The sequence below is a fragment of the Burkholderia sp. AU17457 genome (assembly GCF_002223255.1).
Taxonomy (GTDB): domain Bacteria; phylum Pseudomonadota; class Gammaproteobacteria; order Burkholderiales; family Burkholderiaceae; genus Burkholderia; species Burkholderia sola.
This window is the reverse complement of sequence record NZ_NKFB01000005.1, coordinates 1208643-1234149: the sequence shown is the minus strand read 5'-3', so window position 1 is coordinate 1234149 and position 25507 is coordinate 1208643. Positions and strand designations below refer to the sequence as shown.

Sequence of the window (25507 nt, the reverse complement as noted above, 5' to 3'; positions counted from 1 at the left end):
AAACTGTGAAGGAGCCCGATGGAAATGGCACGGTAGATGCTTGGTGGAGTGATCGCGCTCAATAGCGAACGGGGGCTACCATGCAAGATCACTTCATCCAGGCGAACGTTGTGCTCGCCGCCATGGCCGCTGCGTGTGCGCTCGCGGCGTGCGGCGGCGGGGACGTCACGGCGCCGATGCCGGCAGGTAACACCATCGGGACGAGTACTAGCGGCGCCAGCGGCACCAGCGGCACCAGCGGCACCAGCGGAACAAGCGGAACAAGCGGAACAAGCGGAACAAGCGGAACAAGCGGCATCGGAGGTACGAGCGGCACCAGCGGAACACCCGGCACCAACGGCATCATCAGTTCCGCCGGCGCAGTCGTGCTGGCCGCGGGTTCGACGCTCGGTGACGTGACGTTGCCCGGCGTCGGCAAGGCCGCGACGGCCGGGCCGGCCGACACGGTCGCCGGCGTCGGCACGATCATCCGCGATACGACGAACGTCGTGAGCAACGGTATCGGCCAGATCGGCTTCACGCCGAACCCGGTCGGCAGGACGGTCATGGGCCTCGGCACCCTCGTCGGCTCGACCGGCAACCCGGTCAACGGGCTCGGCGAAATGGTGAAGGCGCTTGGCTCCGGCCCGCTCTCGCCGCTCGCGCCGATCACGACGCCCGTCGGCGGCCTGCTCGACACGGCGGCCGGCGGCCTGCAGTCAGGCGGCACCATGCTTGGCTCGGCGCTGTCGTCGGGCCCGGTCCAGCAGGCGACGCAAGCGATCAGCACCGCGATCACGCCGGTCGTGACGACGGCGGGCCAACTCACGCAGCAGGTCGGCACCGCAACCGGACTCGGGCAGCCGGTCGCGGGGCTGCTCGGACAGGTCGGCGGCGCGATCACGTCGGCCGGATGGCAGGTGACGTCCACCTCGCCGCAGCCGATCGTCGGTGCTGCCGGCAGTCTCGTCCGGGCGGTCGGCAACACGGTGACCAATGCGGGCGGCTTCGTGAACCCGAGCGGTGCGAATGGCGCGGTGCCGGTCGCCGGCCTGGTGACGAGCGTGGTCGGCGGCATCCCGGCGACCGTGCATAACGGCTCCGCGACCGGTACGAGCAGCGGCGGCTCGCCGCTTGGCGGCCTCTCCAATCCGCTCGCGCCGGTGACGTCGCTGGTGGGCGGCGTGCTCGGCGGCGCGGTCGGCAAATAGCCGGCCCGCACCGATCGTCATGCGGGGACCCGGCCGCATGACCGGGGACGGCGGCCCCCGGCCGTCGCAGGTTCCTGCGGGTCGTTTCGGGCAATCCGGAAACCGCGGCCCGCTACCTGCGCGTGTCGCCGGGCTTCGACGCCGGCCGCGCGAGCCCGCGCGCCGGCAGCGGCGTCGACATCACGATCGACGTGCGCGTTTCGCCGTACAGGTTGATGCGTTCGATCAACTGTTCGAGATGGGCCATGCTGACGGCGACGAATCGCATGACGTACGAATCCGCGCCCGTCACGTGATGGCATTCGACGACTTCGGGAATCGTCTCCAGCAGCTTGAGGAACTTCGCTTTCGCCGGCTGCTGCACCGTGATGCCGATCAGCGCGTTCACCGGATAGCCGGCCGCGGACGGATTGATCCGGGCGGTGTAGCCTTCGACCACGCCGGCTGCTTCAAGACGCTTCACGCGCTCCGTCACCGCCGGCACCGACAGGTGAACCCGGCGCGCGAGCTCCGTATAGCTGAGGCGTCCGTTGTCCTGCAACAGCGCCAGTATCTTCCAGTCCAGATCGTCCATCGCGGCGGGCGTTTTTAAGGTAGAGCCGCCATTTTTCCTTAAAAACCGCATTCAGCGCGGCACGGACTTTCCCTACGATGCCTGTTCGAGCCATTGGATGTCGAAAGGAGCAGGCGATGTTGTTCATCAAATCCGTCGTGATGGGGCTGTCGATCGCGGTGCCGGTCGGCCCGATCGGCATGCTGTGCATTCAGCGCAGCCTGAGCCGCGGCTTCCAGGCGGGATTCGCGACGGGCATCGGCGCCGCGTGCGCCGATGCGATTTACGGCCTGCTCGGCGCGCTGGGCGTCGCGGGCATCGTCACCGCGTTCCCGATGCTGACCGTCGGCCTGAAGATCGGCGGCGGCGCGTTTCTCGTGTGGCTCGCGTGGAGCATCGCGCGCCAGCCGCTGGCCGCCCCGGTGGGACAGCGCGAGGTGCCGGGTACGACCGTCCTGCGCGATTTCCTGACGACGTTCGGACTCACGCTGTCGAACCCGATGACGATCGTGTCGTTCGTCGGGATCTTCGCGGCGCTCGGCCCGTTGCCGGGGGCGCGGGAAGGCGCGATGTGGGCGAGCGTCGCGTGGATGGTCGCCGGCGTGTTCGTCGGCTCGGCCACGTGGTGGCTGTGCCTGAGCAGCGCGACCGCCGCGCTGCGCGCGAAGCTGTCGTTCGCGTTCATGCACGGGCTGTCGCGCATGTCGGCGGCTGTCGTCGCGGTATTCGGCGCGATCCAGCTCGTCGCGGGCGTGCGCGGGCTGATCTAGGCGCGCGGGGTAGCGCGGGTCGACCGGATCGCGTCGACCGTCGTCCGGATATGGGCGAGCAGCTCGAGCATCACCGTTTTCCGGAAGTACGGGTTGATTCGCATGCTGACGACGATATCGGACGGCAGCGCAGCGATCGCGTGCTGAACCGATAGCAGATCGTCGACGAGCCGTGTCAACGCATCGGATTGCCATGTGTCGAGCGCATCGAGGCTGCGCAACCACGACGCGTCGGCATCCGGCGCGCGGTGCGAGAAGCCGCCGGCGCTTTCGAGCGTCACGTAGCCCATGAAGAAGCCGCCAAGCAGGCGGATCGCATGCGCGTGCTCGGCATCCTGTTAGCTTTTGTCGCGATGTCAATGTCGCGCGCGTGCCGGGGCGGCGCGATGCGCCGATGCGTGGGGCGGTCAGAATGTATAGCTGACCTTGCCGAACGCGGTACGCCCGAGCGTGTTGTAACCGTACGCGGTCATGTACTGCCGGTCGAACAGGTTCGACAGCGATGCCGACACCGTCAGGTGCGAATTGATCCGGTACGACGCGCGCAGGCTCACCGTCAGGTACGACGCCAGATACTGCCGGTTGGCCGGATCGTCGAACGTCGAGCCGCCGTACAGCAGCGACGCGCCCGTGCTCAGCGCGTGCAGCTTCAGTTCGTCCCACGTGTGATCGACGTTCAGGCTGACCGTCTGGCGCGGCCGGCGGCTGAGCCACGTCTGGTTCGTTTCGTCCTGCGGATTCAGGATGCCGACCGCGACGCTCACCGGCGTCGAGCGGCCGATCGTTCCCTTGTACGACAGGTCGATGCCGCGAATGTGCGAACGGCCGATGTTCATCGGCGAGAACGTCGCCGGGTTGTACGCGATCAGGTTGTTGACGCGCGTGTCGTAGATCGCCGCGGTGAACGTGCCATACGCCGTATTCGCGTCGAGCGCGGCCTCGACCGACGTGCTGCGTTCCGGGCTGAGGTTCGGGTTGCCGTAGCCGGGGTAGTACAGGTCGTTGAACGTCGGCAGGCGGAACGCATTGCCGTACGACATGCGCGCCGTGTAGACCGGCGTGATCGCCCACGACAGCGCGGCGTTGCCGGTGTTCACCGCTTGTCCGGCGATGATCTCGTGACGGCCGGCGACGAACATCGTCACGCTGCCGAGCGTCGCCGACTGGTGCAGCGAGAACGCGGAATCGTTGCGCGTCGGCACGCCGCCGGGAATGTCGACCGGCAGGAACGCCTGCTCGCGCGTGAAGTCGTACGCGAGCTTCGATTCGCCCGACAGCGGCAGGCCGAACAGGTGAAACCCGTGCTCCTGATGGGTCAGCGACGTCGACGTGCTGATCCGCTGCGAATTGATCTGGTCGGTTGCGAGGGCGGGGTTGTCCGCATAGATGAACTGGCGGTCGTTCGCATAGCCGAACGACTGGTCGAACTGCGTATCGGGCGTGATGTCGAGATGGAACGCAACGCCGGTCGTCAGCTGGTGATCGAGTTCGCGATTCGCGTAACCGCTGTTGTCGAAGGACAGATCGGAGCGGTGATACAGCGCGAACGTCGAGATCGACCAGTTGTCGCGCGCATAGCCGAGCCGCGCGTCGAGATCCTGCGCGTGATACGGATTGCGGCCGTCTTCGTGGCCGTAGAAGAACGGTCGCGTCGCATCGATGCCGGCCGTGTTGTAGTCGTGCAGCCCGAGCGAATAGGTGAGCCCGCCGAGCGCGGCCAGCGGCCCGGTCGACGGCACCGTGCCCGACGTGCGGAACTGCGTGTCGAACGTCTTGTTCGAGCCGCCGCCGAACGACACGGTGGTCTGGTTCGGCTGGTTGGCGGCGCGGCGCGTGAAGAGTTGCACGACGCCGCCCATCGCGTTGTTGCCGAACGACGCGGCGGCCGGGCCGGAGATCACCTCGACGCGCTCGAACGCTTCGGTCGGCAGGTCGGCCCACGGTGCGATGCCGGTGGTCGGCGAGCCGATCCGGATGCCATCGATGAACACGGCGACCTGGCTCGACGACGAACCGCGGATGCTGACCGACGCGGACGAGCCGGGTCCGCCGTTCTGCACGACGGTCACGCCCGGCAGCGTCGCGAGCGCCTGCGTGATGCTCGGGTCGGCGGGCGACAGCCGGTCGAGATCCTCGCGTGTGAGCACCTGGGTCGACGCGTAACGCCGGTCGAACGATTCGGGCAGGCGCCGCGTGTCGGTCACGCTGATCGTCGGCAGATCCGCGCCGGGCGCGGGCGCGGCGGGCTGCGCGAGCGCCGTGTCGCCGGCCGCCTGGGCGAGCGGGGAAAGCAGCGCGGTGGCGGCGGACGTGGCGAGCAGGCGACGAATCTTCATGAGGCGGCGGGACAAGGCGTGTGGCGCGTACGGCGATCGCGGGCGGAGGGCGGACAGGCTGCGCATGCCGACGGCGCGTCGGTGCGACGCTTCCGGCCGGGAAGCGGATTCGGGAACGATGGACATCTGACGGATCCTGAGGTCGGGTCGTCCATGCAACGGGCGACCGCCGGGGGCGGTGCCAGGCGCATCGGGACACCCCGCCCGGTGCGGCTGCGTGGACCTCGGGTCGATGGCAGGTCTCCTGGCTCGCGGGTCGTCATCCGTGCAGGCCTTCCCGGTTTCCCAGTGGCATGCGGTGGCACGGATTCGCCGCTCACAGTTGCGGGGGCAGCCGCAGATTCGGGGCGTTGCCCCTGCTGCGTTCCCTTTTGATCCCATCCCTGGGAACCATCAGCGCGCAAGGGTAATGGCGCGCGGTCAGGGACGTCAATCGTCCAGCCGCGCGCGGATGCGAAAAAACGTCATTGCCCGGCGGCAGCTTTCCGAATCCTTTCGTTCGTGGTGCGCGGGCAGTGTTTCAGGCAGGTCTGAAGAAACAGCCGGGTTCGAACGCGGGCCGTCGCGCGGGAACCGGCGGCCGTCGTTCCGCCGTTCTGAAGGCCGACGGCCGGCGCGGGGCGTTGTCGATGCGTGCCGCCCCGTGCGCGCCGCGACGGTCAGGCCGGTGCCGACACCAGCGCGCAGAAGTTCTCGAGATCGACGTTGCCGCCGCTGATCACCACGCCGACGCGCTTGCCCTGCAGTGCATCCTTCATCCGGCGCACGGCGGCGAACGACAGGCAGCCGGTCGGCTCGACGACGATCTTCATGCGCGTGGCGAAGAAGCGCATGCAGTCGACGAGTTCCGCATCCGTCGCGGTCAGGATGTCGTCGACGTCGCGGCGCAGGATCGGGAACGTGAGGTTGCCGACGTGCTGCGTCTGCGCGCCGTCGGCGATCGTGCGCGGCGTGTCGATGTGCACGATCGTGCCGGACCGGAACGATTGCTGCGCATCGTTGCCGGCTTCGGGCTCGACGCCGTACAGCTTCGCATGCGGCGACAACGCACGCGTGGCGAGCGCGGTGCCCGACAGCAGCCCGCCGCCGCCGAGCGGCGTGAACACGGCGTCGAGCGGGCCGACTTCGTCGAACAGTTCCTTGGCCGCGGTGCCCTGGCCGGCGATCACGTCCGGGTGGTCGTAGGGCGGCACCAGCGTGAGCCCGTGCTTCTCCGCGAGCTGGCGCCCGATCTGCTCGCGATCCTCGGTGTAGCGGTCGTAGGTCACGACGTTGCCGCCGTAGCCGCGCGTCGCGGCCATCTTCGCGGCCGGCGCGTCCTGCGGCATCACGATCGTCGCGGGAATGCCGAGCATGCGCGCCGACAGCGCGATCGCCTGCGCATGGTTGCCCGACGAGAACGCGACGACGCCGTGGCGCCGCTGTTCCGCGTTGAAACGCGACAGCGCGTTGAACGCGCCGCGGAACTTGAAGGCGCCCATGCGCTGCAGGTTCTCGCACTTGAAGAACACCTGCGCGCCGAGCGCGTCGTCGATCGTCCGCGACGTCATCACCGGCGTGCGGTGCGCGTGGCCTTCGAGCCGGGTCGCGGCGGCGGCGACGTCGTCGTACGTGGGGAGAATGGGAGAGTTCATGGTTGTTCGAGGATTGAAAAAGTCAGTCGACTGGAATGCGGGGCGCGCCGCGTCATTTCGCATCGTTGTAGACGGTGGCGCGCGACACGCCGAGATGCTGCGACACGATTTCCATCGCGCGGCGCACCTCGAGAAAGCCGTCGGCCTTCAGCGTCTGCATCAGTTCGCGGCGCTGGTCGGTCTTCAGCTCGCGCGGCGTCGTCGCGAGGCGCGTCGCGAATGCGTCGATGCGTTGCCGGATCGCGTCGGCGCCCGCCGGGTCGAGCGTTTCGACGACGGCTTCGCCGTCCGTGCGGCAGAACTGGTTCAGCATGCCCTGGAAGCCGCGGAACAGCGTGACATCGGCATTCAGGCACAGCGCGGCCACGTAGCGCCCGGTCGAATCCTTGATGCCGATCGACGTGCTTTTCGCGGTGCGGCCGTCGGCGAAGCGGTTCGGGTAGTTCGCGAGCACCTGCGGGAAATCGTCGTCGGCGATGCGGGCGAGGCCGAGTTCGGTCGCCGGATCGCCGACCGCGCGTCCGGACAGGTTGTTGTGGATCGCGAGGATCGCGTGCTCCGGCGTGCGCAGGTCGTGCACGACGACCTCGGTGAACGGCGCGAACATCTCGCCGAGCCCTTCGGCGATGCGCTGCACCTGTTCGATCAGCGATGCCTGCTCCGACAGCAGCGGCTTGCGGTTCGTGCTCATGGGTGGTCCTGGTGTGTCGGGGTGTCCGTCGTTTCCGGCCGCGTGATGTCGGCCAGCAGCGGGCGCGCGATCCGGACGTAGTCGGCCGCGTCGAGCACGACCGACCGATCGAGGCGGCCCGCGTTGAACGCGATCTCGGCGTTGCGCTCGACCAGAGCGGGATCGACGACGAGCGTCACGTTCGTATCGAACACGAACGGCGGCACGGCGCCCATCACGCAGCGCGTGACGGCGGCCGCGACGTCGGGCGACGCGAGCGTCGCCTTGCGCCGGCCGACCGCATCGGCGACCTTGCGGAAGTCGATTTTCAGGTGGCCGGGAATCACCGCGAGCGCGGCGTCGTCGCCGCCGTCCTTGAACGTACAGAGCATCGCCTTCGCGCCCTGTTCGGGGCGGGTGCCGCGCAGCGCGGCGATCGCGTCGGATTTGCCTTCAGCCGGATGCTCGAGCACGCGGAAACGCGCGCCGGATGTCGTCAGCAGTTCGCAAAGCGTGTCGAAAACGGGAGAGTCGTTCATGTCGCTCCGGGCAGGCAGGCCGACGCGTCGAGGCGCGCGGATCAAATAATTGTCCAAGTATAGACGTTTTGTCATGGACGTGACAAAGGGTAGCCGGCGTCGTGCCGCCAGTGTGCTCGAAGCGCGTCGGTTCTTCAGCAGCCGAAAGGAGATTTCATATTATGGGATGTGGGCCGAATTCCTGCCGCCGCGTTTTACCGCCGCTTGAAACCGTGTTTTGCATCGCAAAAACGACTGGCTATCTCATTGAAAATCAAGGGAAATTTATATCTTATGTCTTATATAAGACTTGCGTGAAAGCGCGCGGGACAGGATTACTATTGAGTCCATGCAGTTCGCTTCGTCACACGCGGCGGGCACGCTGAACCCTTTACTCAAATGCGCTTCGTTCCCAGGAGATAGACATGTCCCAATATCAAGACGACATCAAGGCAGTGGCTGGCTTGAAGGAAAACCACGGCAGCGCGTGGAATGCCATCAGCCCCGAATATGCCGCCCGCATGCGTGCCCAGAACAAGTTCAAGACCGGCCTGGACATCGCGAAGTACACCGCGAAGATCATGCGTGCCGACATGGCCGCGTACGATGCCGATCCGTCCAAGTACACGCAGTCGCTGGGTTGCTGGCACGGCTTCATCGGCCAGCAGAAGATGATCTCCATCAAGAAGCACTTCAACAGCACCGAACGCCGTTACCTGTACCTGTCGGGCTGGATGGTCGCCGCGCTGCGCTCGGAGTTCGGCCCGCTGCCGGACCAGTCGATGCACGAAAAGACCTCGGTCAGCGCGCTGATCCGCGAGCTGTACACGTTCCTGCGGCAGGCCGACGCCCGCGAGCTGGGCGGCCTGTTCCGCGAGCTGGATGCCGCGAAGGATCCGGCTGCGAAGGCGGCGATCCAGCAAAAGATCGACAACCACGTCACGCACGTCGTGCCGATCATCGCCGACATCGACGCCGGCTTCGGCAACGCGGAAGCGACCTACCTGCTGGCCAAGCAGTTCATCGAAGCGGGCGCGTGCTGCATCCAGATCGAGAATCAGGTGTCGGACGAGAAGCAGTGCGGCCACCAGGACGGCAAGGTCACGGTGCCGCACGAGGATTTCCTCGCGAAGATCCGCGCGATCCGCTACGCGTTCCTGGAACTGGGCGTTGACGACGGCATCATCGTCGCGCGTACCGATTCGCTGGGCGCCGGCCTGACCAAGCAGATCGCCGTGACGAACACGCCGGGCGACCTGGGCGATCAATACAACGCGTTCCTCGATTGCGAAGAACTGTCGGCCGATCAACTGGGCAACGGTGACGTCGTCATCAAGCGCGACGGCAAGCTGCTGCGTCCGAAGCGCCTGCCCAGCAACCTGTTCCAGTTCCGCGCCGGCACGGGCGAGGCGCGTTGCGTGCTCGACTGCATCACGTCGCTGCAGAATGGCGCCGACCTGCTGTGGATCGAAACCGAAAAACCGCATATCGCGCAGATCGGCGGCATGGTCAGCGAGATTCGCAAGGTGATCCCGAACGCGAAGCTGGTGTACAACAACAGCCCGTCGTTCAACTGGACGCTGAACTTCCGCCAGCAGGCCTACGACGCGATGAAGGCCGAGGGCAAGGACGTGTCGGCTTACGATCGTGCGCAACTGATGAGCGTCGAATACGACGAAACCGAACTGGCCAAGCTCGCCGACGAGAAGATCCGCACGTTCCAGGCCGATGCATCGCGTGAAGCAGGCATCTTCCACCACCTGATCACGCTGCCGACGTACCACACGGCTGCGCTGTCGACCGACAACCTGGCCAAGGAATACTTCGGCGACCAGGGCATGCTCGGCTATGTGGCGGGCGTGCAGCGCAAGGAAATCCGTCAGGGCATCGCGTGCGTGAAGCACCAGAACATGTCGGGTTCGGACATCGGCGACGATCACAAGGAATACTTCAGCGGCGAAGCTGCGCTGAAGGCAGCGGGCAAGGACAACACGATGAACCAGTTCTCGTAATCGTCATATCCGCAGCAGAAAGCCAACCCGTTACGGGTTGGCTTTTTTTATTCGGCGCGGAGCGTGATCCGCGCGAGGCTTTGCGACATATCGGCTGCGTCGCGCGGGGATTTTTTCCTCGTCGCAATCGCCTCGACATGCGCGTGCGGATCGCGCGTCGCCGGCGCGATGGCCGCGTGCGCGTATTACCTGTATTGCCCGGCCTCGCGTTTTGCGCAGTGGCGTGAAGCAGGCATTCGAACGGGATGTTTGTGTATGCAACCTAATTCAGGGTTTGCCTGAGTAGCGAAAACGCGAAGTCGCACGGCGTGCGTTCGCGTGGTTCGCGCCGACGAGCGGGAGGTTGAAATTGCCGTTCGTGCGAAACCCTTGCGGGGCGGTCGTCGCGCTGGTTTCGTCCCCAAAGCGCGCACGCCGCCGCCGTAAAAATAACCTGCCTGCAACGCGCATGCCGGGACGCCCTCACAGTTGTTTCTTGTTGCAACGCAACGCCCCGCCAACAACGGCGATGGTATGCTGGCCGGCATGGAGTTGTCTGGCAGGTTGCTTGCATGGCGAAACTCGTGTTCGCACTTTCTAACGAGACTTCATCTTCTCTCGCCCGCATCGCGGCATCGACGCGCGCTCCGCTCGCGCGTCCCGTCCTGCGCGCCGCATCTTCCTGCGCTCCGCACGCATTCCCCATCTCGCGGGCTCGCCCCGCACCCCCATCCCCGCCCAATAATCTGGAGACATCCTCATGTCGCAAAACACTTTGGCCGAAGCGACACACGGCCCGCTGATCGCTCCGCCGGCCTTCGTCAAACATCGCAAGCTGATCGACTGGGTCTCGCGCATCGCGGCGCTCACGGAGCCCGAGCGTGTCGTGTGGTGTGACGGATCGCAGGAAGAATACGACGCGCTGTGCCAGGCGATGGTCGACCAGGGCACGCTCACGCGCCTGAACCCGGCAAAGCGCCCGAACTCGTATCTCGCGCAATCCGATCCGTCGGACGTCGCGCGCGTCGAGGATCGTACGTTCATCTGCGCGGCGTCGCGCGACGACGTCGGCCCGACCAACAACTGGATCGAGCCGGCCGAAATGCGCGAGACGCTCAACGGACTGTTCCGCGGCTCGATGCGCGGCCGCACGCTGTACGTCGTGCCGTTCTCGATGGGCCCGCTCGGCTCGCCGATCGCGCACGTCGGCGTCGAGTTGTCCGACAGCCCGTACGTCGTGGTGAACATGCGGATCATGACGCGCATGGGGCGCGACGTATACGACGTGCTCGGCGAGGACGGCGAGTTCGTGCCGTGCGTGCACAGCGTCGGTCATCCGCTCGAAGCCGGCCAGCAGGACGTGCGGTGGCCGTGCAATCCGGTCAAGTACATCGTGCACTTTCCGGAAACGCGCGAGATCTGGAGCTTCGGCTCGGGCTACGGCGGCAACGCGCTGCTCGGCAAGAAGTGTTTCGCACTGCGCATCGCGTCGACGATGGGGCGCGATCAGGGCTGGCTCGCGGAACACATGCTGATTCTCGGCGTGACGTCGCCGGCCGGCAAGAAGTATCACGTCGCGGCGGCGTTCCCGTCCGCGTGCGGCAAGACCAACTTCGCGATGCTGATCCCGCCGCAGGGCTTCGACGGCTGGAAGGTCACGACGATCGGCGACGATATCGCGTGGCTGAAGCCCGGCCGCGACGGTCGCCTGTATGCGATCAATCCGGAAGCCGGTTTCTTCGGCGTGGCGCCGGGCACGGGCGTGAAGACCAACCCGAACGCGATCGCCACGCTGAAGGAAAACGTGATCTTCACGAACGTCGCGCTGACGGAAGACGGCGACGTGTGGTGGGAAGGGCTGACCGACACGCCGCCCGCGAAGCTGACCGACTGGCAGGGCAATCCGTGGACGCCGGAAACGGCCAAGGAAACCGGCCGCAAGGCCGCGCATCCGAACTCGCGCTTCACCGCGCCGGCCGCGCAGTGCCCGTCGATCGACGACGACTGGGAAAACCCGGCCGGCGTGCCGATCGACGCGTTCATCTTCGGCGGCCGCCGCTCGACGACGGTGCCGCTCGTGACCGAAGCGCGCGACTGGGTCGAAGGCGTGTACATGGCCGCGACGATGGGCTCCGAGACGACCGCGGCCGCGGTCGGCCAGCAGGGCATCGTGCGTCGCGATCCGTTCGCGATGCTGCCGTTCTGCGGCTACAACGTCAGCGATTATTTCGCGCACTGGCTCAAACTCGGCCAGCAGCTCGAAGCCGCCGGCGCGAAGCTGCCGAAGATCTACTGCGTGAACTGGTTCCGCAAGGACGCGAACGGCAAGTTCGTGTGGCCGGGCTTCGGCGAGAACATGCGCGTGCTGAAGTGGATGCTCGATCGTCTCGAAGGCACGGGCGGTGGCGGCGAGCATGCGTTCGGCGTGTCGCCTGCGTACGAAGACCTGCACTGGGACGGCCTCGACTTCACGCGCGACCAGTTCGATGCGGTGACGTCGATGAACGCCGACGAATGGCGCGAGGAACTGAAGCTGCACGCGGCGCTGTTCGATACGTTGAAGCTGCGCTTGCCGGCCGAAATGACCGACACGATGAAGAAGATCGAGCGGCGTATCGGCGGCTGACGACAGGAATCGACGTCACCACCTGAAAGCGGCATGAACGCCCCGGGCCATCCATCGCATGGCCCGGGGCGTTGTCGTTTCGGCGATCGGCCGGGCGTCAGCCGAGATCGAGCGCGTTCGTCAAATCGCCCGGCGGCGTCGCGCCGCGCGCGGCGAACGCGTTGTTGCGCAGGACCACGCCGTCCAGCGGCGCGAGGCCGTGCACGCGGCTGATGAAGCGCAGGATCGAGTTCGTGTCGTACAGCGTGTGATCGACGAAGCCTTTTTTCGCGAACGGCGAGATCACGAGCGCCGGGATCCGCGAGCCGGGGCCCCAGCGATCGCCGACCGGCGGCGCGACGTGATCCCACCAGCCGCCGTTCTCGTCGTGCGTCATCACGATCACGGTGTTTTCCCATTGCGGCCCGCGCCGGATATGGTCGATCACGGTCGCGATGTGGCGGTCGCCCGATTCGATGTCCGCGTAGCCCGCATGCATGTTCAGGTTGCCTTGCGGCTTGTAGAACGTGACGGCCGGCAGGCGGCCCGCGTCGATGTCGGCGATGAAGTGGTTGGTCGACGGCTCGTCGCCGAGCCCCGCGTCGCGCAGATGCTTGCGGCGCGCTTCGGTGCCCGGCGCGTAGTTCACGAAGTAGTTGAACGGCTGGTGGTGGTACTGGAAATCGGGCACCGTGCCGGTGTCGCGATGCTCGAGCGCGTACTGCCATGCACCGCTGTACCACGCCCAGTCGATGTTCTTTTCCGACAGGCGGTCGCCGATCGTCGCGTAGCCCTGTGGCGGCATCACGCGATGGTCGGCCGGATCCGCATACGCGGCGTTGCCCGGATCGGGCGGCGGCACGTAGCTCGGCTGGTACGGCGGCGCCATCGTGTTCACGCCGTAGCCGTCCGGCGTCAGCGGGCCGTCGACCGCGAACTTCGGCGGGCCGTCGAGCGCGGACGCGGGCGAATCGTCCGCGAGCTTCAGGCGCGTGCCGGCCGGGTCGTCGCCTTCGACCTTCGACAGCAGTTTCGCCGCATGCGGATGCTTGTGCGCGTCCGGATACAGCGGCGGCTGCGCGGAAATCAGGAACATGTGGTTCATCCACGAACCGCCGAAGGCTGCCATGAAGAAGTTGTCGCACAGCGTGTATTGCCGCGCGAGATTCCACAGTCGCAGCGTGTCGGCCGAATTGCGGTAATGGCCCATCACGAGGCCGCCGGAATCGGCCCACGCGGCGAACTGGTTGTTGCGGCCGCCCGCGATCTGCATCTGGTTCTGGTAGAAGCGATGCCAGAGGTCGCGCGTGATCACGCCGTTCGGCAGCGGCTTGCCTTGCGCGTCCGCAATCCGGAACGGCGCGTTCGGCAGCTTGTCGATGTCGCGCTCGGCGATCGCGTAGCGTTTGCCGTCCACTTCCTGCGCCTGCGGCACGAGCCCGCCCCAGATCTTCGGCAGCGCCGGCAGCGGCGTCTTGCCGTCACGATCGAGCTGCTGCGCGTGTTCGGGCCGCACTTCGCTCAGTGGGTAACGCACGCCCGGGAAATCGCCGTACAGGTTCGCGAAGCTGCGGTTCTCCGCATAGATCACGACGATGTGGCGCACACGCTCGCGCAGCGCTTCGTCGATGCGCAGGTCGGCGGCCGAACGCGGCGCGTTGCCCGCCGTGGTTTCGCAGCCGCCGAGCGCGACGCCGGCGCCGAGCGCGGCAAGGCCGCCGAGCACACGGCGGCGGTCGGGATCGGCAGGAAGGTCGTCGGGGCGATCGGGGGTGTCGTTCACGTCGTGGGCTCCTCGGATGGGCGGGTGGGCGTTGTCGTTCGATGCGCGCCGGCGCCGCGCGGGCTGCCGCGACGCGGGACGGGACGCGACGGCCGGCCTCGCGCGCGGCGGCGCGACGCGACTGTCACAAAAATGTCATGCACGCGACTATAACGCGGCAAGGGGGCCGACGAAAGCCGTTCGTCGGACGATTCGACGCTTGCGCGCCGAGCGGCGCGACGCCCGCGCACGAACTAGACTGGAAGCGAGGGCGGTGCGTGACGGTGTGCCGGTGTGCCGCCCGGGCGAGGATCACCCGGCAACGCCGACGACGGTGTTGCCGAGGCGGCATCGATGCGACGAACGACGCGAGACAGCGAGGCGACGATGACGTGGATGCAGGTCGTTTTCGCATGGCGGCCGCGTACCGGTTGCGCGCCGGTGCCGGCGTGAGCGCACGCCGCGCAGCGGATACGGCAGGCCCGATGCCATGGACAGGAAATTCGACTACCCGGGATTGCTGATCGCGGCGGGCTTCTTCGTGCTGTTCGCCGCGCAGTTGCTGATGCTGCACCCGACGTCGACGCCGATCGCGTACAGCGATTTCCACCGGCTCGTCGCCGCGCGGCTCGTCGACGATCTCGAGGTCGGCCCGGCGTCGATCTCGGGCGCGCTGAAGATGCCGCAGGCCGGCACGGTGCTGCCGGCGTCCGACGCGGCGATCGTGCGGCAGGCCGGCGCGCCGTGGCGCTTCACGACCAGCCGCGTGACCGACGAACACCTGATCGACACGCTGACCGCCGCCGGCATCCGCTATCACGGCACGCCAGACACCGGCTGGATCGCGTCGCTCGCGTCGTGGCTGTTGCCGCTGATGCTGCTCGTGTTCGTGTGGAACATGATGCTGCGCAAGCGCGGCGGGCTGCAGGACTTCACCGGGATGGGCAAGAGCCGCGCGCGCGTGTACGTGCAGCAGGAGACCGGCATCACGTTCGACGACATCGCGGGTATCGACGAAGCGAAGGCCGAACTGCAGCAGCTCGTCGCGTTCCTGCGCAATCCCGATCGCTACCAGCGGCTCGGCGGCAAGATTCCGAAAGGCGTGCTCGTCGTCGGCGCGCCGGGCACGGGCAAGACGCTGCTCGCGCGCGCGGTGGCGGGCGAGGCGGCCGTGCCGTTCTTCTCGATCAGCGGCTCGGCGTTCGTCGAGATGTTCGTCGGCGTGGGCGCCGCGCGCGTGCGCGACCTGTTCGAGCAGGCGCAGCAGAAGGCGCCGTGCATCGTGTTCGTCGACGAGCTCGACGCGCTCGGCAAGGTGCGGGGCGTCGGCCCGATGTCGGGCAACGACGAGCGCGAACAGACGCTCAACCAGTTGCTGGTCGAAATGGACGGCTTCCAGGCCGGCTCCGGCGTGATCATCATGGCCGCGACGAACCGGCCCGAGATCCTCGATCCCGCGCTGCTGCGCCCGGGCCGTTTCGATCGTCACATCGCGATCGACCGGCCCGACGTGAACGGCCGCCGCCAGATCCTCGGCGTGCACGTGAAGCGCGTGAAGCTCGCCGCCGATGTCGATCTCGGCGAGCTCGCGTCGCGCACGCCGGGCTTTGTCGGCGCCGATCTCGCGAACGTCGTCAACGAGGCCGCGCTGCATGCGGCCGAACTCGGCAAGCCGGCGGTCGCGATGGCGGACTTCGACGAGGCGATCGACCGCGCGCTGACGGGCCTCGAGCGCAAGAGCCGCGTGATGAACGAGCAGGAGAAGCTGACCATCGCGTATCACGAAGCCGGCCATGCGCTCGTCGCGGAAAGCCGCGCGCATTGCGATCCGGTGAAGAAGGTGTCGATCATTCCGCGCGGCGTCGCCGCACTCGGCTACACGCAGCAGGTGCCGACCGAGGATCGTTACGTTCTGCGCCGCAGCGAGCTGCTCGACCGGATCGATGCGCTGCTGGGCGGGCGCGTGGCGGAAGAACTCGTGTTCGGCGATGTGTCGACGGGCGCGCAGAACGACCTCGAACGGGCGACCGCGATGGCGCGCCACATGGTCATGCAGTACGGGATGAGCGAGAAGATCGGGCTCGCGACGTTCGACGACGGCGACGCGCGCCCAGGCCTGCCCGGCGCATGGCATGCGGGCGACGGCCGCTGCAGCGAGCACACCGCGCGGATGATCGACGACGAGGTGCGCACGCTGCTGACCGATGCGCATGCGCGGGTCGCGGCGACGCTCGGCGAACGCCGCGACGCGCTCGAACGCATCGCGCGCCGGCTGCTGCAATGCGAGGTGCTCGAACGCGACGCGCTGCAGGCGCTGATCGACGGGCGCATCGAACCGTCGCTAGCCACGTCGGCCTCGCCGGGCGACGATTCCGGTGCGCGCGGCGGCGGGATCGAAACGGAGCAGGCTGCCACCGTCGAGCGCGATTTCGTCGCGTACGGACGGTCGCACGAATCCGATCGCTGAAGCCGCTGCGCGGACCAGCGACCGGCGCGCGCCGATATCCCGACGCCGCGCTTTCTTCTCGATCGTTCCCGCCACGGCGTCGCCCCGTGCGACGCGCACGTAGCGGTCGAACGGCATCGGGCTCGAACGCACGACGATGGCGGCGTGAGCGTGCGTCAGCGCGTCAGGATTCGGTCGCGGCCGCGACTTCGGCCGCTTCGGTGAGCGCTTCGAGAAAGCGCGTGCGCCACCAGTGCACGTCGGTCTTGCGCATGATCGCCATCAGCGCCGCGTGACGCTGGCGACGCTCTTCGAGCGGCATCGTGAGCGCGCGCTGGATCGCCTGCGCGGTGCCTTGCGTGTCGTACGGATTGACGAGCAGCGCCGACTTCAATTGCTCGGCGGCGCCCGCGAAACGCGACAGCACGAGCACGCCCGGGTCGGCCGCGTCCTGCGCGGCGAGGAACTCTTTCGCGACGAGGTTCATCCCGTCGCGCAGCGGCGTGACGAGTGCGACCCGGCTCGCGCGGTAGAGGCCCGGCAGGCGCTTGCGCGCGACGGTGCGGTGAATGTAGCGCATCGGCATCCATTCGAGCTCGCCGTAGTCGCCGTTGATCGCGCCGCACAGGCTGTCCATCTCGCGCCGCAAGTCGTCGTACGCGCCGAGATCCTCGCGGCTCGGCGCCGCGATCTGGATCAGCGTCGCACGGTCGCGGTTCTCCGGATACTGTTCGAGCAACTCGCGGAACGCATGCACGCGCTGCGGCAGCCCTTTCGTGTAATCGAGCCGGTCGACGCCGACCAGCAACTGGCGGCGCGAATATTCGTCGCGCATGCGTTCGAACATGTCGAGGCCGTCGCGATCGCGCGCGAGCGACTCGAATTCGTCGACGTTGATGCCGATCGGGAATGCGCCAGCCGACAACGTGCGGCCGAACGCGCGCAGCCGGCCGTCCGGCAGCCGCGCCGCACCGGCTTCCGCTTCGACGTAATGCTCGAAGTGGAGCAGATCCGATTCGGTCTGGAAGCCGACGAGGTCGTACGCGAACAACGAGCGCATCAGCCATTCGTGTTCCGGGATCGCGGCCATGATCGGCGGCGGCGGCATCGGAATGTGCAGGAAGAAGCCGATCGGATTCGTGCAGCCCATCGCGCGCAGCTCGGCCGCGAGCGGAATCAGCTGATAGTCGTGGACCCAGATGACGTCGTCGGGGCGCAGCAGCGTGCGCAGCTTGCGCGCGAACAGCTGGTTCACGCGCCGGTAGCCGTCGGCGAAGCGCCGGTCGAACTGCGCGAGATCGAGCCGGTAGTGAAACACCGGCCACAGCACGTTGTTCGAGTAGCCGAGATAGTAAGCGTCGTAGTCCTGCGGATCGAGATCGACAGTCGCGAGCTGAATGCCGCCGACGTTCTGGATCTGCACGTCGTCGCCATGTGCGGGGCGATCGTCGGCGCCGCGTAGCCTGCCGCTCCAGCCGAACCAGACGCCGCCGGTTTCCTGCAGGCTGTCCTTCACGGCAACGGCGAGGCCGCCGGCCGCGGCTTTACGGGGATCTGCGATGCGATTGGATACGACGACGAGTCGGCTCACCAGCTCTCCTGACGATTGTTGGGGAAGGGTCGTGCGGCCAGGGCGCGAGAGGCATACGCCGCCATCGGTGCGCGGTGCGCGATACGACGGGGCCGCATGGCGATCGGACGGGAGTCAGGGCGCGCGATTCGCCGTCCGGTCGAAAAGTGCTTTTTTAGGATACTCGCCATTCGTGCGTTTTAAAAGTCCGGCTCGACGAACGGCGCGCGCGAACCTGTCGCACGGTAGCCATGACGGCGGTGTGGCAACGGGCGATGCCCGAGCGGGACCGAAATTTGCTGCGCGCTGTGAAGCAGCAGGCATAAGGCCATGCGGCGAGCGGCGCGAATGGCGCCCGATCGGGCCGACGATGCGCATGCGTGCATGACGGCATGCGCATCGTCGCCTCCGTCGCGTTTGCCGTCGCGCGGTCGCCGGTCGCCAGTGGCGCACGTCGGCTTCGTGCGTGTGCACCCGGTTCGGATTCGCGCCGGCAAGCAGCCCGCGGCGGGGCGCCGCGAGCCGTACCGCGCTTAGAACGTGGTGCGCAATCCGGCCATCACGCTGCGGCCGCCTTGCGGTGCGAAGCCGCGCACGACCGACGTCGCGTAGCGGATCTCCTGGTTCGTCAGGTTGTCGCCGCGCAGGTATGCGAGCCAGTGCGTCGGGCCGACGCGGAACTTGTACGTCAGCATCACGCCGAGCGACGTGTAGCCGTCGGTCGAGAAATCGTTGTCGGGCACGCGATGCTGCGACCACGCGTGCGTGACCTGCGCACGCGCACCGAACGGGCCGTAACCATAGTCGGCCGCGAGCGTCGCGCGCAGCGGCGCGATGCGCGGCAGCGGCTGGCCGGTGTCGACGTTGCGCGCATGCGTGTAGTCGGCCGTCAGTTCGAGATCGACCGTGTGGCCACGCCGAGCGAACGCGCGCCACTTGCCGTCCAGCTCGATGCCGTAGAACTCGGCGCGCACGCCGCGATAGATCGCTTCGTTGAGCGAGCCGTCGGTGCCGGGCGCGACGGGCTCGCCGTCGTCGTCCACCACGCGGCCGGTGTTGTACTCGGTCAGGTAGTTCGAGAAGCGGTTGTAGAACACGCCGACGCTGCCGCGGTTCGGTCCGCTCGCATAGCGCAGCGACAGGTCGGTCGATACGGCCTTTTCCTTCGACGCGTTCGGGTTGCCGATCAGGAACTGGCCGGTCGCGTCGTGCGGGCCGTTCGAATAGAGCTCGTAGAAGGTCGGCGCGCGTTCGGTGTACGCGACGTTCGCCGCGACCGACCAAACCGGCGTCAGCGAGAACAGCGCGCCGGCCGACAGGCTGCCCGCGTTGAAGTCGCGCGGCTGCGCGCCAGCGAATTTCTCGATGCCGGCCGGATCGGGATCGACCTTCACGTGCTCGAAGCGGCCGCCGACGCTCAGCTTCAGCGCCGGGGCGACCTGCCATTCCTCGAGGCCGAACAGCGCGACGCTGTTGGTGCGCGTGGACGGCACGAGAATTTCGTGGCCGAGCGCCGAGAACGTGTTCTGGCCGAACTGCACGCCGATCGCGCCTTCGAACGGGCCGATCTTGCGATGGCGTGCCTCGATGCGCGCCTCGTAGCCGCGGTTGCGGAAGGTGGTCGCCGTCTCGCCGTTGTCGACTTCCTTGTGGCGGTAGTCGGTGTACGCGAAATCGAATTTCAGCTTCGTGAACGGCCCGCTCAGGTTGCGCACCTCGGACGCGAACGCGAGGCGTTCCTGGCGCATCCGCAGCCGCACGTCGCTTTCCGCGACGGAGCCGTAGTTCGATTCGTAGCCGTTGTACGAGAGACCGGCGAAGCCGTCCCCCCACGTGTACGACGCGCCGACCGCACCGCCGTGTACGCGCCCGTCGCTGTTCGGCACGCTGCCTTCCGGCTGCGGCGTGTCGGGGCCGTCGATCGCGCGTTGCTGGCTGCTGCGCGCGTAGCCGGGAATCCGCAGCTTGCTCGTTTCTCGGTCGAACGCGTCGACGTGGAACGCGAAGCGGCCGTTGCCGCCTTCGACCTGGGCGGCGCCCGCGCGCACCGAATTCGCGCCGCCATAGCGCGCGTCGAGCGCGCCGGTCACGCCTTCGATCGCTTCGCGCGGAATCCGGTTGTCGATCGTGTTGACCACGCCGCCCACCGCGTTGCCGCCGTACAGCAGCGCGGCCGGGCCGCGCACGATCTCGACGCGCTCGATCGACAGCGGATCCTCCGGCACCGCATGGTCGTACGACAGCGATGATGCGTCGTAGGCCGCGACGCCGTTCTGCAGCAGCCGGATCCGGTCGCCGTCCATCCCGCGGATGATCGGACGGCCGACCATCGGCCCGTAGGTGGTGGTCGACACGCCGGGCAGCCCGTTGAGCGTTTCGCCGAGCGAATCGGCCTGGCGGCGCGTCAGTGCATCGCCGGAAAGCTGGACGGTCGGCGCGATCAGTTCGGTGTCGCCGAGCGGGTTCGCGGTCACGAAGATCGGCGCGAGCGGTGCGGCGGCCGGCGTGTGTGTGCCGGCCGCGGCGGGCGCATCAGTCTGCGCGTGGGCGGCAGCGGCGAACAGGATCAACGACAGGGACGAGAGCGGGCGAAGCGGTAATCGAGGAAGGTCGCGCATGGTCGGTGAATCGGTTGGAATCGGATCGGATAACGAGCGATGCGGGTCATGGCTGGATACGATATATTGTTGCGTCTGTGGCGCGCAATGACCCGTTGGAACATGGCTCGGCGAGGCCCGGCCACCCGGGTTGAAACGGCATCAGGCGGACGAGCACGCGAAATGATATGTTATATCATTTCAAATTCCAAGCCGAATGGCGGGATTCCGTCGGCTTTCCGTCGGATCGGCGAAATGGTCGCGTGAGCGGCGGGGCAGCGTGCACCTGCCGGGTCGGGCTGTCGCGTCGCCCGACGCCGATCGTGGCGAAGCCCTGCCGACCGTCGCATCCGTTCCGATGCGTTGACGCGTATCAACGTGCTCCGATGCCGAAACCGGATACTGGGTCGCTCATCGACCAGACAGGAGCAACGCATGACCCAGACCATGAAAGCGGCCGTGGTACGCGCGTTCGGCGAGCCGTTGCGCATCGAGGAAGTCCCGATCCCCGCACCGGGGCCGGGCCAGATTCTCGTCAACATCAAGGCGTCGGGCGTTTGCCATACCGATCTGCACGCGGCCGACGGCGACTGGCCCGTCAAGCCGTCGCTGCCGTTCATCCCGGGCCACGAAGGCGTCGGGATCGTCGCGGCGGTCGGCGCGGGCGTCACGCACGTGCGCGAGGGCGATCGCGTCGGCGTGCCGTGGCTCTACACGGCCTGCGGCCATTGCGAGTACTGCAGCACGGGTTGGGAAACGCTGTGCCATGGGCAGCAGAACACCGGCTATTCGGTGAACGGCAGCTATGCGGAATACGTGCTGGCCGATCCCGATTACGTCGGCCAGTTGCCCGCGCAGGTCGCGTTCGACGAGATCGCGCCGATCCTGTGCGCGGGCGTCACGGTCTACAAGGGCATTCGCGTCACCGACACGCGACCGGGCCAGTGGCTCGCGATCTCCGGCATCGGCGGTCTCGGGCACGTGGCCGTCCAATACGCGCGAGCGATGGGCCTGCACGTCGCCGCCATCGACATCTCGCCCGACAAGCTCGCGCTGGCGCGACAACTGGGCGCGCAGCTGACGATCGATGCGTCGGTCGACGACCCGGCGAAAGTGATCCAGAAGGAAATCGGCGGCGCGCACGGCGTGCTCGTCACGGCCGTGTCGCGCAGCGCGTTCGCGCAGGCGCTCGGGATGGTCCGCCGCGGCGGCACGGTGGCGCTCAACGGCTTGCCGCCGGGCGATTTCCCGTTGCCGATCTTCTCGACCGTGCTGAACGGTATCACCGTGCGCGGGTCGATCGTCGGCACGCGGCGCGATCTGCAGGAGTCGCTCGATTTCGCGGCGGACGGCCTGGTGCGCGCGCACATCCATCGCGATCGGCTCGCCAACATCAACGACGTATTCGCGAAGCTGCGGGAAGGGAAGGTCGATGGCCGCATCGTGCTGACGGACATGCATTGATGCCATGAACGGGCGCACGCCGCCGCGCGACGCATGGCGTCGCGGCGGCGTGACGGTCATCCTCGCATCACGGCGCGAAGAACACGTCGGTGCGATTCGTCAGGTTGCCTGCGTTGGTCTGGACGAAGAACGGATGGAACGACGATGACGGGCGAACGTCGAGCCCCTGATAGTCGCCGATGAAGAACCCTTCGGCGTTGGGCGCGAGCTTCATGTCGAACGGGCCGCCGACGCGCCGCTCGTCGGCGAACGTGGCGCCGGCGTCGTGCGAGATCTTGCGCCAGAAGCCGGTCGGCAGCGTCGTCGTGTTGCCGGCCTGCAGGTCGCGGAAGTCGTAGTACGTGACCATCACCGCCCCCGTGTTGTCGACGCGCACCGACGGATTGAACGCGGGGCGCCCGGTCGGCGTGTTGACCTGTTGCGGCGCGCTCCATGTCGCGCCGCCATCCTTCGACGTCGATAGCGCGATCTCGTCGTACGTGCCGCCGTTGAAGCGGCTGTCCTGCCACGCGACGTAGAGCTGCCCCGATGCCGGGTCGATCGCCGGCTCCGGGATGATGTCGCCGGTGCGCACGGGTTCGCCGGTGTTCGGGTCCGTGACGCCGGCCGTCTGCAGCCCCGCGATGATCTGCGGCTTGGTCCACGTCGCGCCGTCGTCGGTCGACTTGATGAACGCGACCTTGCCGGCCGCCTTGTTGAACGGCGGCTGGATCAGGTCGAAGAAATCGTAAAGCGTGCCGCTCTTCGGATCGACGACGATCTGGTTGCCGATCGTCTGCTGGCGCGACGGCACGTCGACGATGACCTTCGCGGCGCTCCACGTCTTGCCGCCGTCGGTCGTCTTCGAGAACAGCGTCGGCCCGCGGTACGCCGCCGTGTGCAGGTTCGCGTACGGGTTGCCGTTCGGCAGCTCGAGGCGGTCCCATACCGCATACGCGGTGCCGGCCTTCACCGGGTTGGCGGTGACCGATTCCTTGTCGTTGAAGAACTGCGTCGTCGGTTCGTCGTTCGCGATCAGCACGGCCGGGCTGCTCCACGTCTGCCCGCCGTCGGCCGACACCGACGCGCCGACCGCGTTGGCGTTGTTCGACTGGTTGAACGAGATCGATACCGAATACGCGGTGCCGTCCGGCCCGAACGAGACCCACGGATCGGACGCGCGCTCGTACTTGAGCCCGCCCGGCGCGCAGGCGCTGAACGGCTGCGGCGTGCGCGCCCAGGTTGCGCCCGCATCGAACGTGTAGCCGGCGACGAGCCCGTGGGCGCCGCCGTTCGACCAGCGGTCCTGCTGCCACACGCCGATCATGTTGTTCGGGTTCGCCGGGTTGACCGCGAGCCACGGTTCGACTTCTGCATTCACGTAGTTGGTGCCCGGGCCGCCGATGGTGCAGGCGGCGAACGGGCTCGGGCCGGACACGACGACGGGGTCGGCGTGCGCGGCGGCAGCGGCGGCCAGCGCCATCGCGGCGGACAGGCGGGTGACAAGCGGATGGGACACGATCATGCGTCGCATGGACGACTCCTCGGTGAGGTGCGGAGGCGATGACGGGGCACGACGAGACAACGTGAGCGGGTGCGCGGCCGATCGTGCCGCGCACGTCGTTACGTCCGGTTCAGCGTGTCGCTTCAGCCATCGCAATCCGCGTGCGCTGGATGCCGCCAGCGCTTCGGTCAAGAGTCCTCTTCGTTTTCATTGCTGTCGGGCGTGTCTGCGATGTCGACCCGACGGGAACGCCAGTCCGGGCATGCGACGAATGTGTCGAAGTGGATTGCAATGTAGGCGATTCGAATGTCGCGCGACAGGCGGTTTTTTGTAACAGGACGTAGCCGGAAACCGTTGCCGGAAGCAGGTGGCCGGCCCGCAAGATTTGCCGTTGCGGCGGCATGAAAATCGAATCGAAAACGCGAATCGCAATCGCTTGCGATCGCTGTCGGCGCGAGCCGGTCGTGACCGCGCGATGCGCGGCTCAGCGCTCCGCCGGAAACCGCTCCTGCAATGCGCGCAGCCAGCGCGCGACGACGTCGAGTTCGTCGTCGGAAAACCCGTCGCACAGCTTGCCGTTGAGTTCGCGCAGCAGCACGCGCGCACGCTTGAGTGCCGCGTGGCCTGCGTCGGTCAGGTACAGCCGCGTCGCGCGGCCGTCGTCCGAATCGGCGTGACGCGTGATGAGGCCGGCTTTTGCCATCCGGTCGGCGAGCCCCGTCATCGCGGACGGCGCGAGCTGCAATGCGGCGCCGACTTCGCCGATCAGCGCGCCGTCCTGCTTCGCGAGACAGAACAGCGCGCCGGCCTGCGCGGCGCTCGCGCGCGTGTCGGTTTCGGCCTTGCGGTCGATCCAGCGCTGCACGCGCCGCTGGCCGATGTTCAACATGAAAAACAGTCGTCGGTCTTCGCTCAAGCTGGGTTCCCGGCTGCAATGGAAAGGAAGGGGCGGCACGCGGTGTGCGGCGTGTCGAGCGCCTGCGCGAGCCAGTCGGCGACGTCGGGCCACAGCACGGCGCCGGGCCGGCTGCGAAAGAAGCCCATGTGCCCGACCGGGCCGCTGCCCGCCGCGTGCGGATCGATCTGACGGCGTTCGACCTTCGCGCGGGTCAGATAGCTTACCAGCAGGCCGATCGCGGCCGGGTTCGCCCAGGGATCGTCGTCGAAGCCGAGCGCGAGGATCGGCAACTGCTGTTTCGAGAAGCGCTCGGCCGCGCCGAGCGTCGGATCGTCGAAGAAGTAATGCGGCAGCGTCGTCCAGCGGCTCCATTCCCGGAACACGCCGGCCGGCAGATCCTCGCCGAGCCCGAGCCGCTTGCCGGGCACGTAGCCGAGCAGCGCTGACGTCAGCGGGCCGAGCACACGCAGGATCAGCCGCACCTTCAGGCGTTCGGCCGCCTGCGCGATCAGCCGCGTGCTGCCCGCATGCGCGGCGACCAGCACGGCCGCGTGCAGGTGCGCCGTCGCGGCGGACAGCCCGATTGCGTGTCCGCCGACGCTATGGCCGACCGCCAGCAGCGGCAGCCCTTCATGCGTGTGCCGGGCCCAGGCGGTCGCGGCGCCCACGTCGAACTCCATCCAGTCGCGCATGCGGGCCCGCAGCGCGCCCAGGCGCGCCGGCCGCGACGCGCCGATGCCGCGATAGTCGTAGGTCAGCGCCGAGAAACCGCGCTCGGTCAGGAACCGTGCGAAGCCCGCGTACAGCCGTTCGGGCACGGCCGTCGCCGGATGGATCAGGACCAGCGCGCGCGGCGTCGTGTCCGGCGACCACAGCGTGCCGTGCAGCACATAGCCGTCGGCGGCGGAAAACTCGATGGGTCGGGAGGTCATGGCGGTCCTCGCTCGGGGCAGTTATTTCGTATGCGAAATATAGTTCGGGATTTATTTCGTGCGCGAAATATCTACCGAGGAATCGTTC

Annotated in this window: 17 protein-coding genes, 1 pseudogene and 1 riboswitch; of the genes and pseudogenes, 6 read left to right on the top strand and 12 right to left on the bottom strand. The window is 67.5% G+C overall.

Annotated features, from left to right (window positions below; translation table 11 throughout):
• Positions 1 to 80: 80 nt before the first annotated feature.
• Positions 81 to 1190, top strand: coding sequence for a collagen-like triple helix repeat-containing protein (locus CFB49_RS22795; RefSeq protein ID WP_179234935.1), 1110 nt, complete (start codon positions 81 to 83; stop codon positions 1188 to 1190).
• 112 nt (positions 1191 to 1302) lie between these two features.
• On the opposite strand, the gene CFB49_RS22790 is transcribed toward CFB49_RS22795, so the two are convergent.
• The gene (locus tag CFB49_RS22790) at positions 1303 to 1764 is read right to left on the bottom strand and encodes an Lrp/AsnC family transcriptional regulator (RefSeq protein ID WP_069617885.1); all 462 of its coding nucleotides are present in this window, start codon (positions 1762 to 1764) and stop codon (positions 1303 to 1305) included.
• A 116-nt stretch (positions 1765 to 1880) separates the two neighbouring features.
• On the opposite strand from CFB49_RS22790, the gene CFB49_RS22785 reads away from it, so the two are divergent.
• Entirely contained in the window at positions 1881 to 2513 is a 633-nt protein-coding gene (locus CFB49_RS22785; protein ID WP_089436515.1) for a LysE family translocator, read from the top strand.
• On the opposite strand, the pseudogene CFB49_RS22780 reads toward CFB49_RS22785, so the two are convergent.
• The 5 genes and pseudogenes from CFB49_RS22780 to CFB49_RS22760 all read right to left on the bottom strand — a co-directional run.
• Positions 2510 to 2833 (bottom strand): annotated as a pseudogene (locus CFB49_RS22780) (TetR-like C-terminal domain-containing protein); the annotation flags it as partial. The gene CFB49_RS22785 and the pseudogene CFB49_RS22780 sit on opposite strands and share 4 nt — an antisense overlap.
• Positions 2834 to 2920: 87 nt before the next feature.
• The gene (locus CFB49_RS22775) at positions 2921 to 4849 is read right to left on the bottom strand and encodes a TonB-dependent receptor domain-containing protein (protein ID WP_089492380.1); all 1929 of its coding nucleotides are present in this window, start codon (positions 4847 to 4849) and stop codon (positions 2921 to 2923) included.
• Between the two features lie 217 nt (positions 4850 to 5066).
• A riboswitch (cobalamin riboswitch) is annotated at positions 5067 to 5259 on the bottom strand.
• Between the two features lie 249 nt (positions 5260 to 5508).
• Entirely contained in the window at positions 5509 to 6483 is a 975-nt protein-coding gene (locus CFB49_RS22770; RefSeq protein ID WP_089492379.1) for a threo-3-hydroxy-L-aspartate ammonia-lyase, read from the bottom strand.
• A 52-nt stretch (positions 6484 to 6535) separates the two neighbouring features.
• Positions 6536 to 7174, bottom strand: coding sequence for a helix-turn-helix transcriptional regulator (locus CFB49_RS22765; protein WP_069617881.1), 639 nt, complete (start codon positions 7172 to 7174; stop codon positions 6536 to 6538).
• The gene (locus tag CFB49_RS22760; protein ID WP_069617880.1) at positions 7171 to 7692 is read right to left on the bottom strand and encodes a YbaK/prolyl-tRNA synthetase associated domain-containing protein; all 522 of its coding nucleotides are present in this window, start codon (positions 7690 to 7692) and stop codon (positions 7171 to 7173) included. The genes CFB49_RS22765 and CFB49_RS22760 overlap by 4 nt, the downstream gene beginning before the upstream one ends.
• A 404-nt stretch (positions 7693 to 8096) precedes the next feature.
• Here CFB49_RS22760 and CFB49_RS22755 point away from each other — a divergent pair, with 404 nt between their 5' ends.
• On the top strand, positions 8097 to 9683 hold the full coding sequence (locus CFB49_RS22755) for an isocitrate lyase (RefSeq protein WP_069617879.1): 1587 nt from the start codon (positions 8097 to 8099) through the stop codon (positions 9681 to 9683).
• Positions 9684 to 10422: 739 nt separating this feature from the next.
• The gene (locus CFB49_RS22745) at positions 10423 to 12288 is read left to right on the top strand and encodes a phosphoenolpyruvate carboxykinase (GTP) (protein ID WP_089492378.1); all 1866 of its coding nucleotides are present in this window, start codon (positions 10423 to 10425) and stop codon (positions 12286 to 12288) included.
• A 97-nt stretch (positions 12289 to 12385) separates the two neighbouring features.
• Here CFB49_RS22745 and CFB49_RS22740 read toward each other — a convergent pair whose 3' ends face one another.
• Positions 12386 to 14050 carry an acid phosphatase gene (locus CFB49_RS22740; RefSeq protein ID WP_089492377.1) on the bottom strand — a complete coding sequence of 555 codons (1665 nt, stop codon included), beginning with the start codon at positions 14048 to 14050 and terminating at the stop codon, positions 12386 to 12388.
• A 469-nt stretch (positions 14051 to 14519) separates the two neighbouring features.
• Between CFB49_RS22740 and ftsH the strand changes: the two genes are divergently transcribed.
• On the top strand, positions 14520 to 16496 hold the full coding sequence (ftsH, locus tag CFB49_RS22730) for an ATP-dependent zinc metalloprotease FtsH (protein ID WP_089492376.1): 1977 nt from the start codon (positions 14520 to 14522) through the stop codon (positions 16494 to 16496).
• A gap of 163 nt (positions 16497 to 16659) precedes the next feature.
• Here ftsH and otsA read toward each other — a convergent pair whose 3' ends face one another.
• Positions 16660 to 18066, bottom strand: a complete 1407-nt coding sequence (otsA, locus tag CFB49_RS22725) for an alpha,alpha-trehalose-phosphate synthase (UDP-forming) (protein WP_089436508.1) — start codon at positions 18064 to 18066, stop codon at positions 16660 to 16662.
• 512 nt (positions 18067 to 18578) lie between these two features.
• On the bottom strand, positions 18579 to 20663 hold the full coding sequence (locus CFB49_RS22715) for a TonB-dependent receptor (RefSeq protein WP_089492374.1): 2085 nt from the start codon (positions 20661 to 20663) through the stop codon (positions 18579 to 18581).
• A gap of 414 nt (positions 20664 to 21077) precedes the next feature.
• On the opposite strand from CFB49_RS22715, the gene adhP reads away from it, so the two are divergent.
• Entirely contained in the window at positions 21078 to 22106 is a 1029-nt protein-coding gene (gene adhP, locus CFB49_RS22710; RefSeq protein ID WP_089492373.1) for an alcohol dehydrogenase AdhP, read from the top strand.
• A 67-nt stretch (positions 22107 to 22173) separates the two neighbouring features.
• Here the strand turns inward: adhP and CFB49_RS22705 are convergent, their stop codons facing one another.
• From CFB49_RS22705 to CFB49_RS22690, 3 genes are all read right to left on the bottom strand, one after another.
• Complete coding sequence (locus tag CFB49_RS22705; protein WP_089436504.1) at positions 22174 to 23619, bottom strand: sialidase family protein; 1446 nt, start codon at positions 23617 to 23619, stop codon at positions 22174 to 22176.
• A 454-nt stretch (positions 23620 to 24073) separates the two neighbouring features.
• Positions 24074 to 24505 carry a MarR family winged helix-turn-helix transcriptional regulator gene (locus CFB49_RS22695; RefSeq protein WP_089492371.1) on the bottom strand — a complete coding sequence of 144 codons (432 nt, stop codon included), beginning with the start codon at positions 24503 to 24505 and terminating at the stop codon, positions 24074 to 24076.
• Complete coding sequence (locus CFB49_RS22690) at positions 24502 to 25419, bottom strand: alpha/beta hydrolase family protein (protein WP_089492370.1); 918 nt, start codon at positions 25417 to 25419, stop codon at positions 24502 to 24504. The genes CFB49_RS22695 and CFB49_RS22690 overlap by 4 nt, the downstream gene beginning before the upstream one ends.
• Positions 25420 to 25507 lie beyond the last annotated feature (88 nt).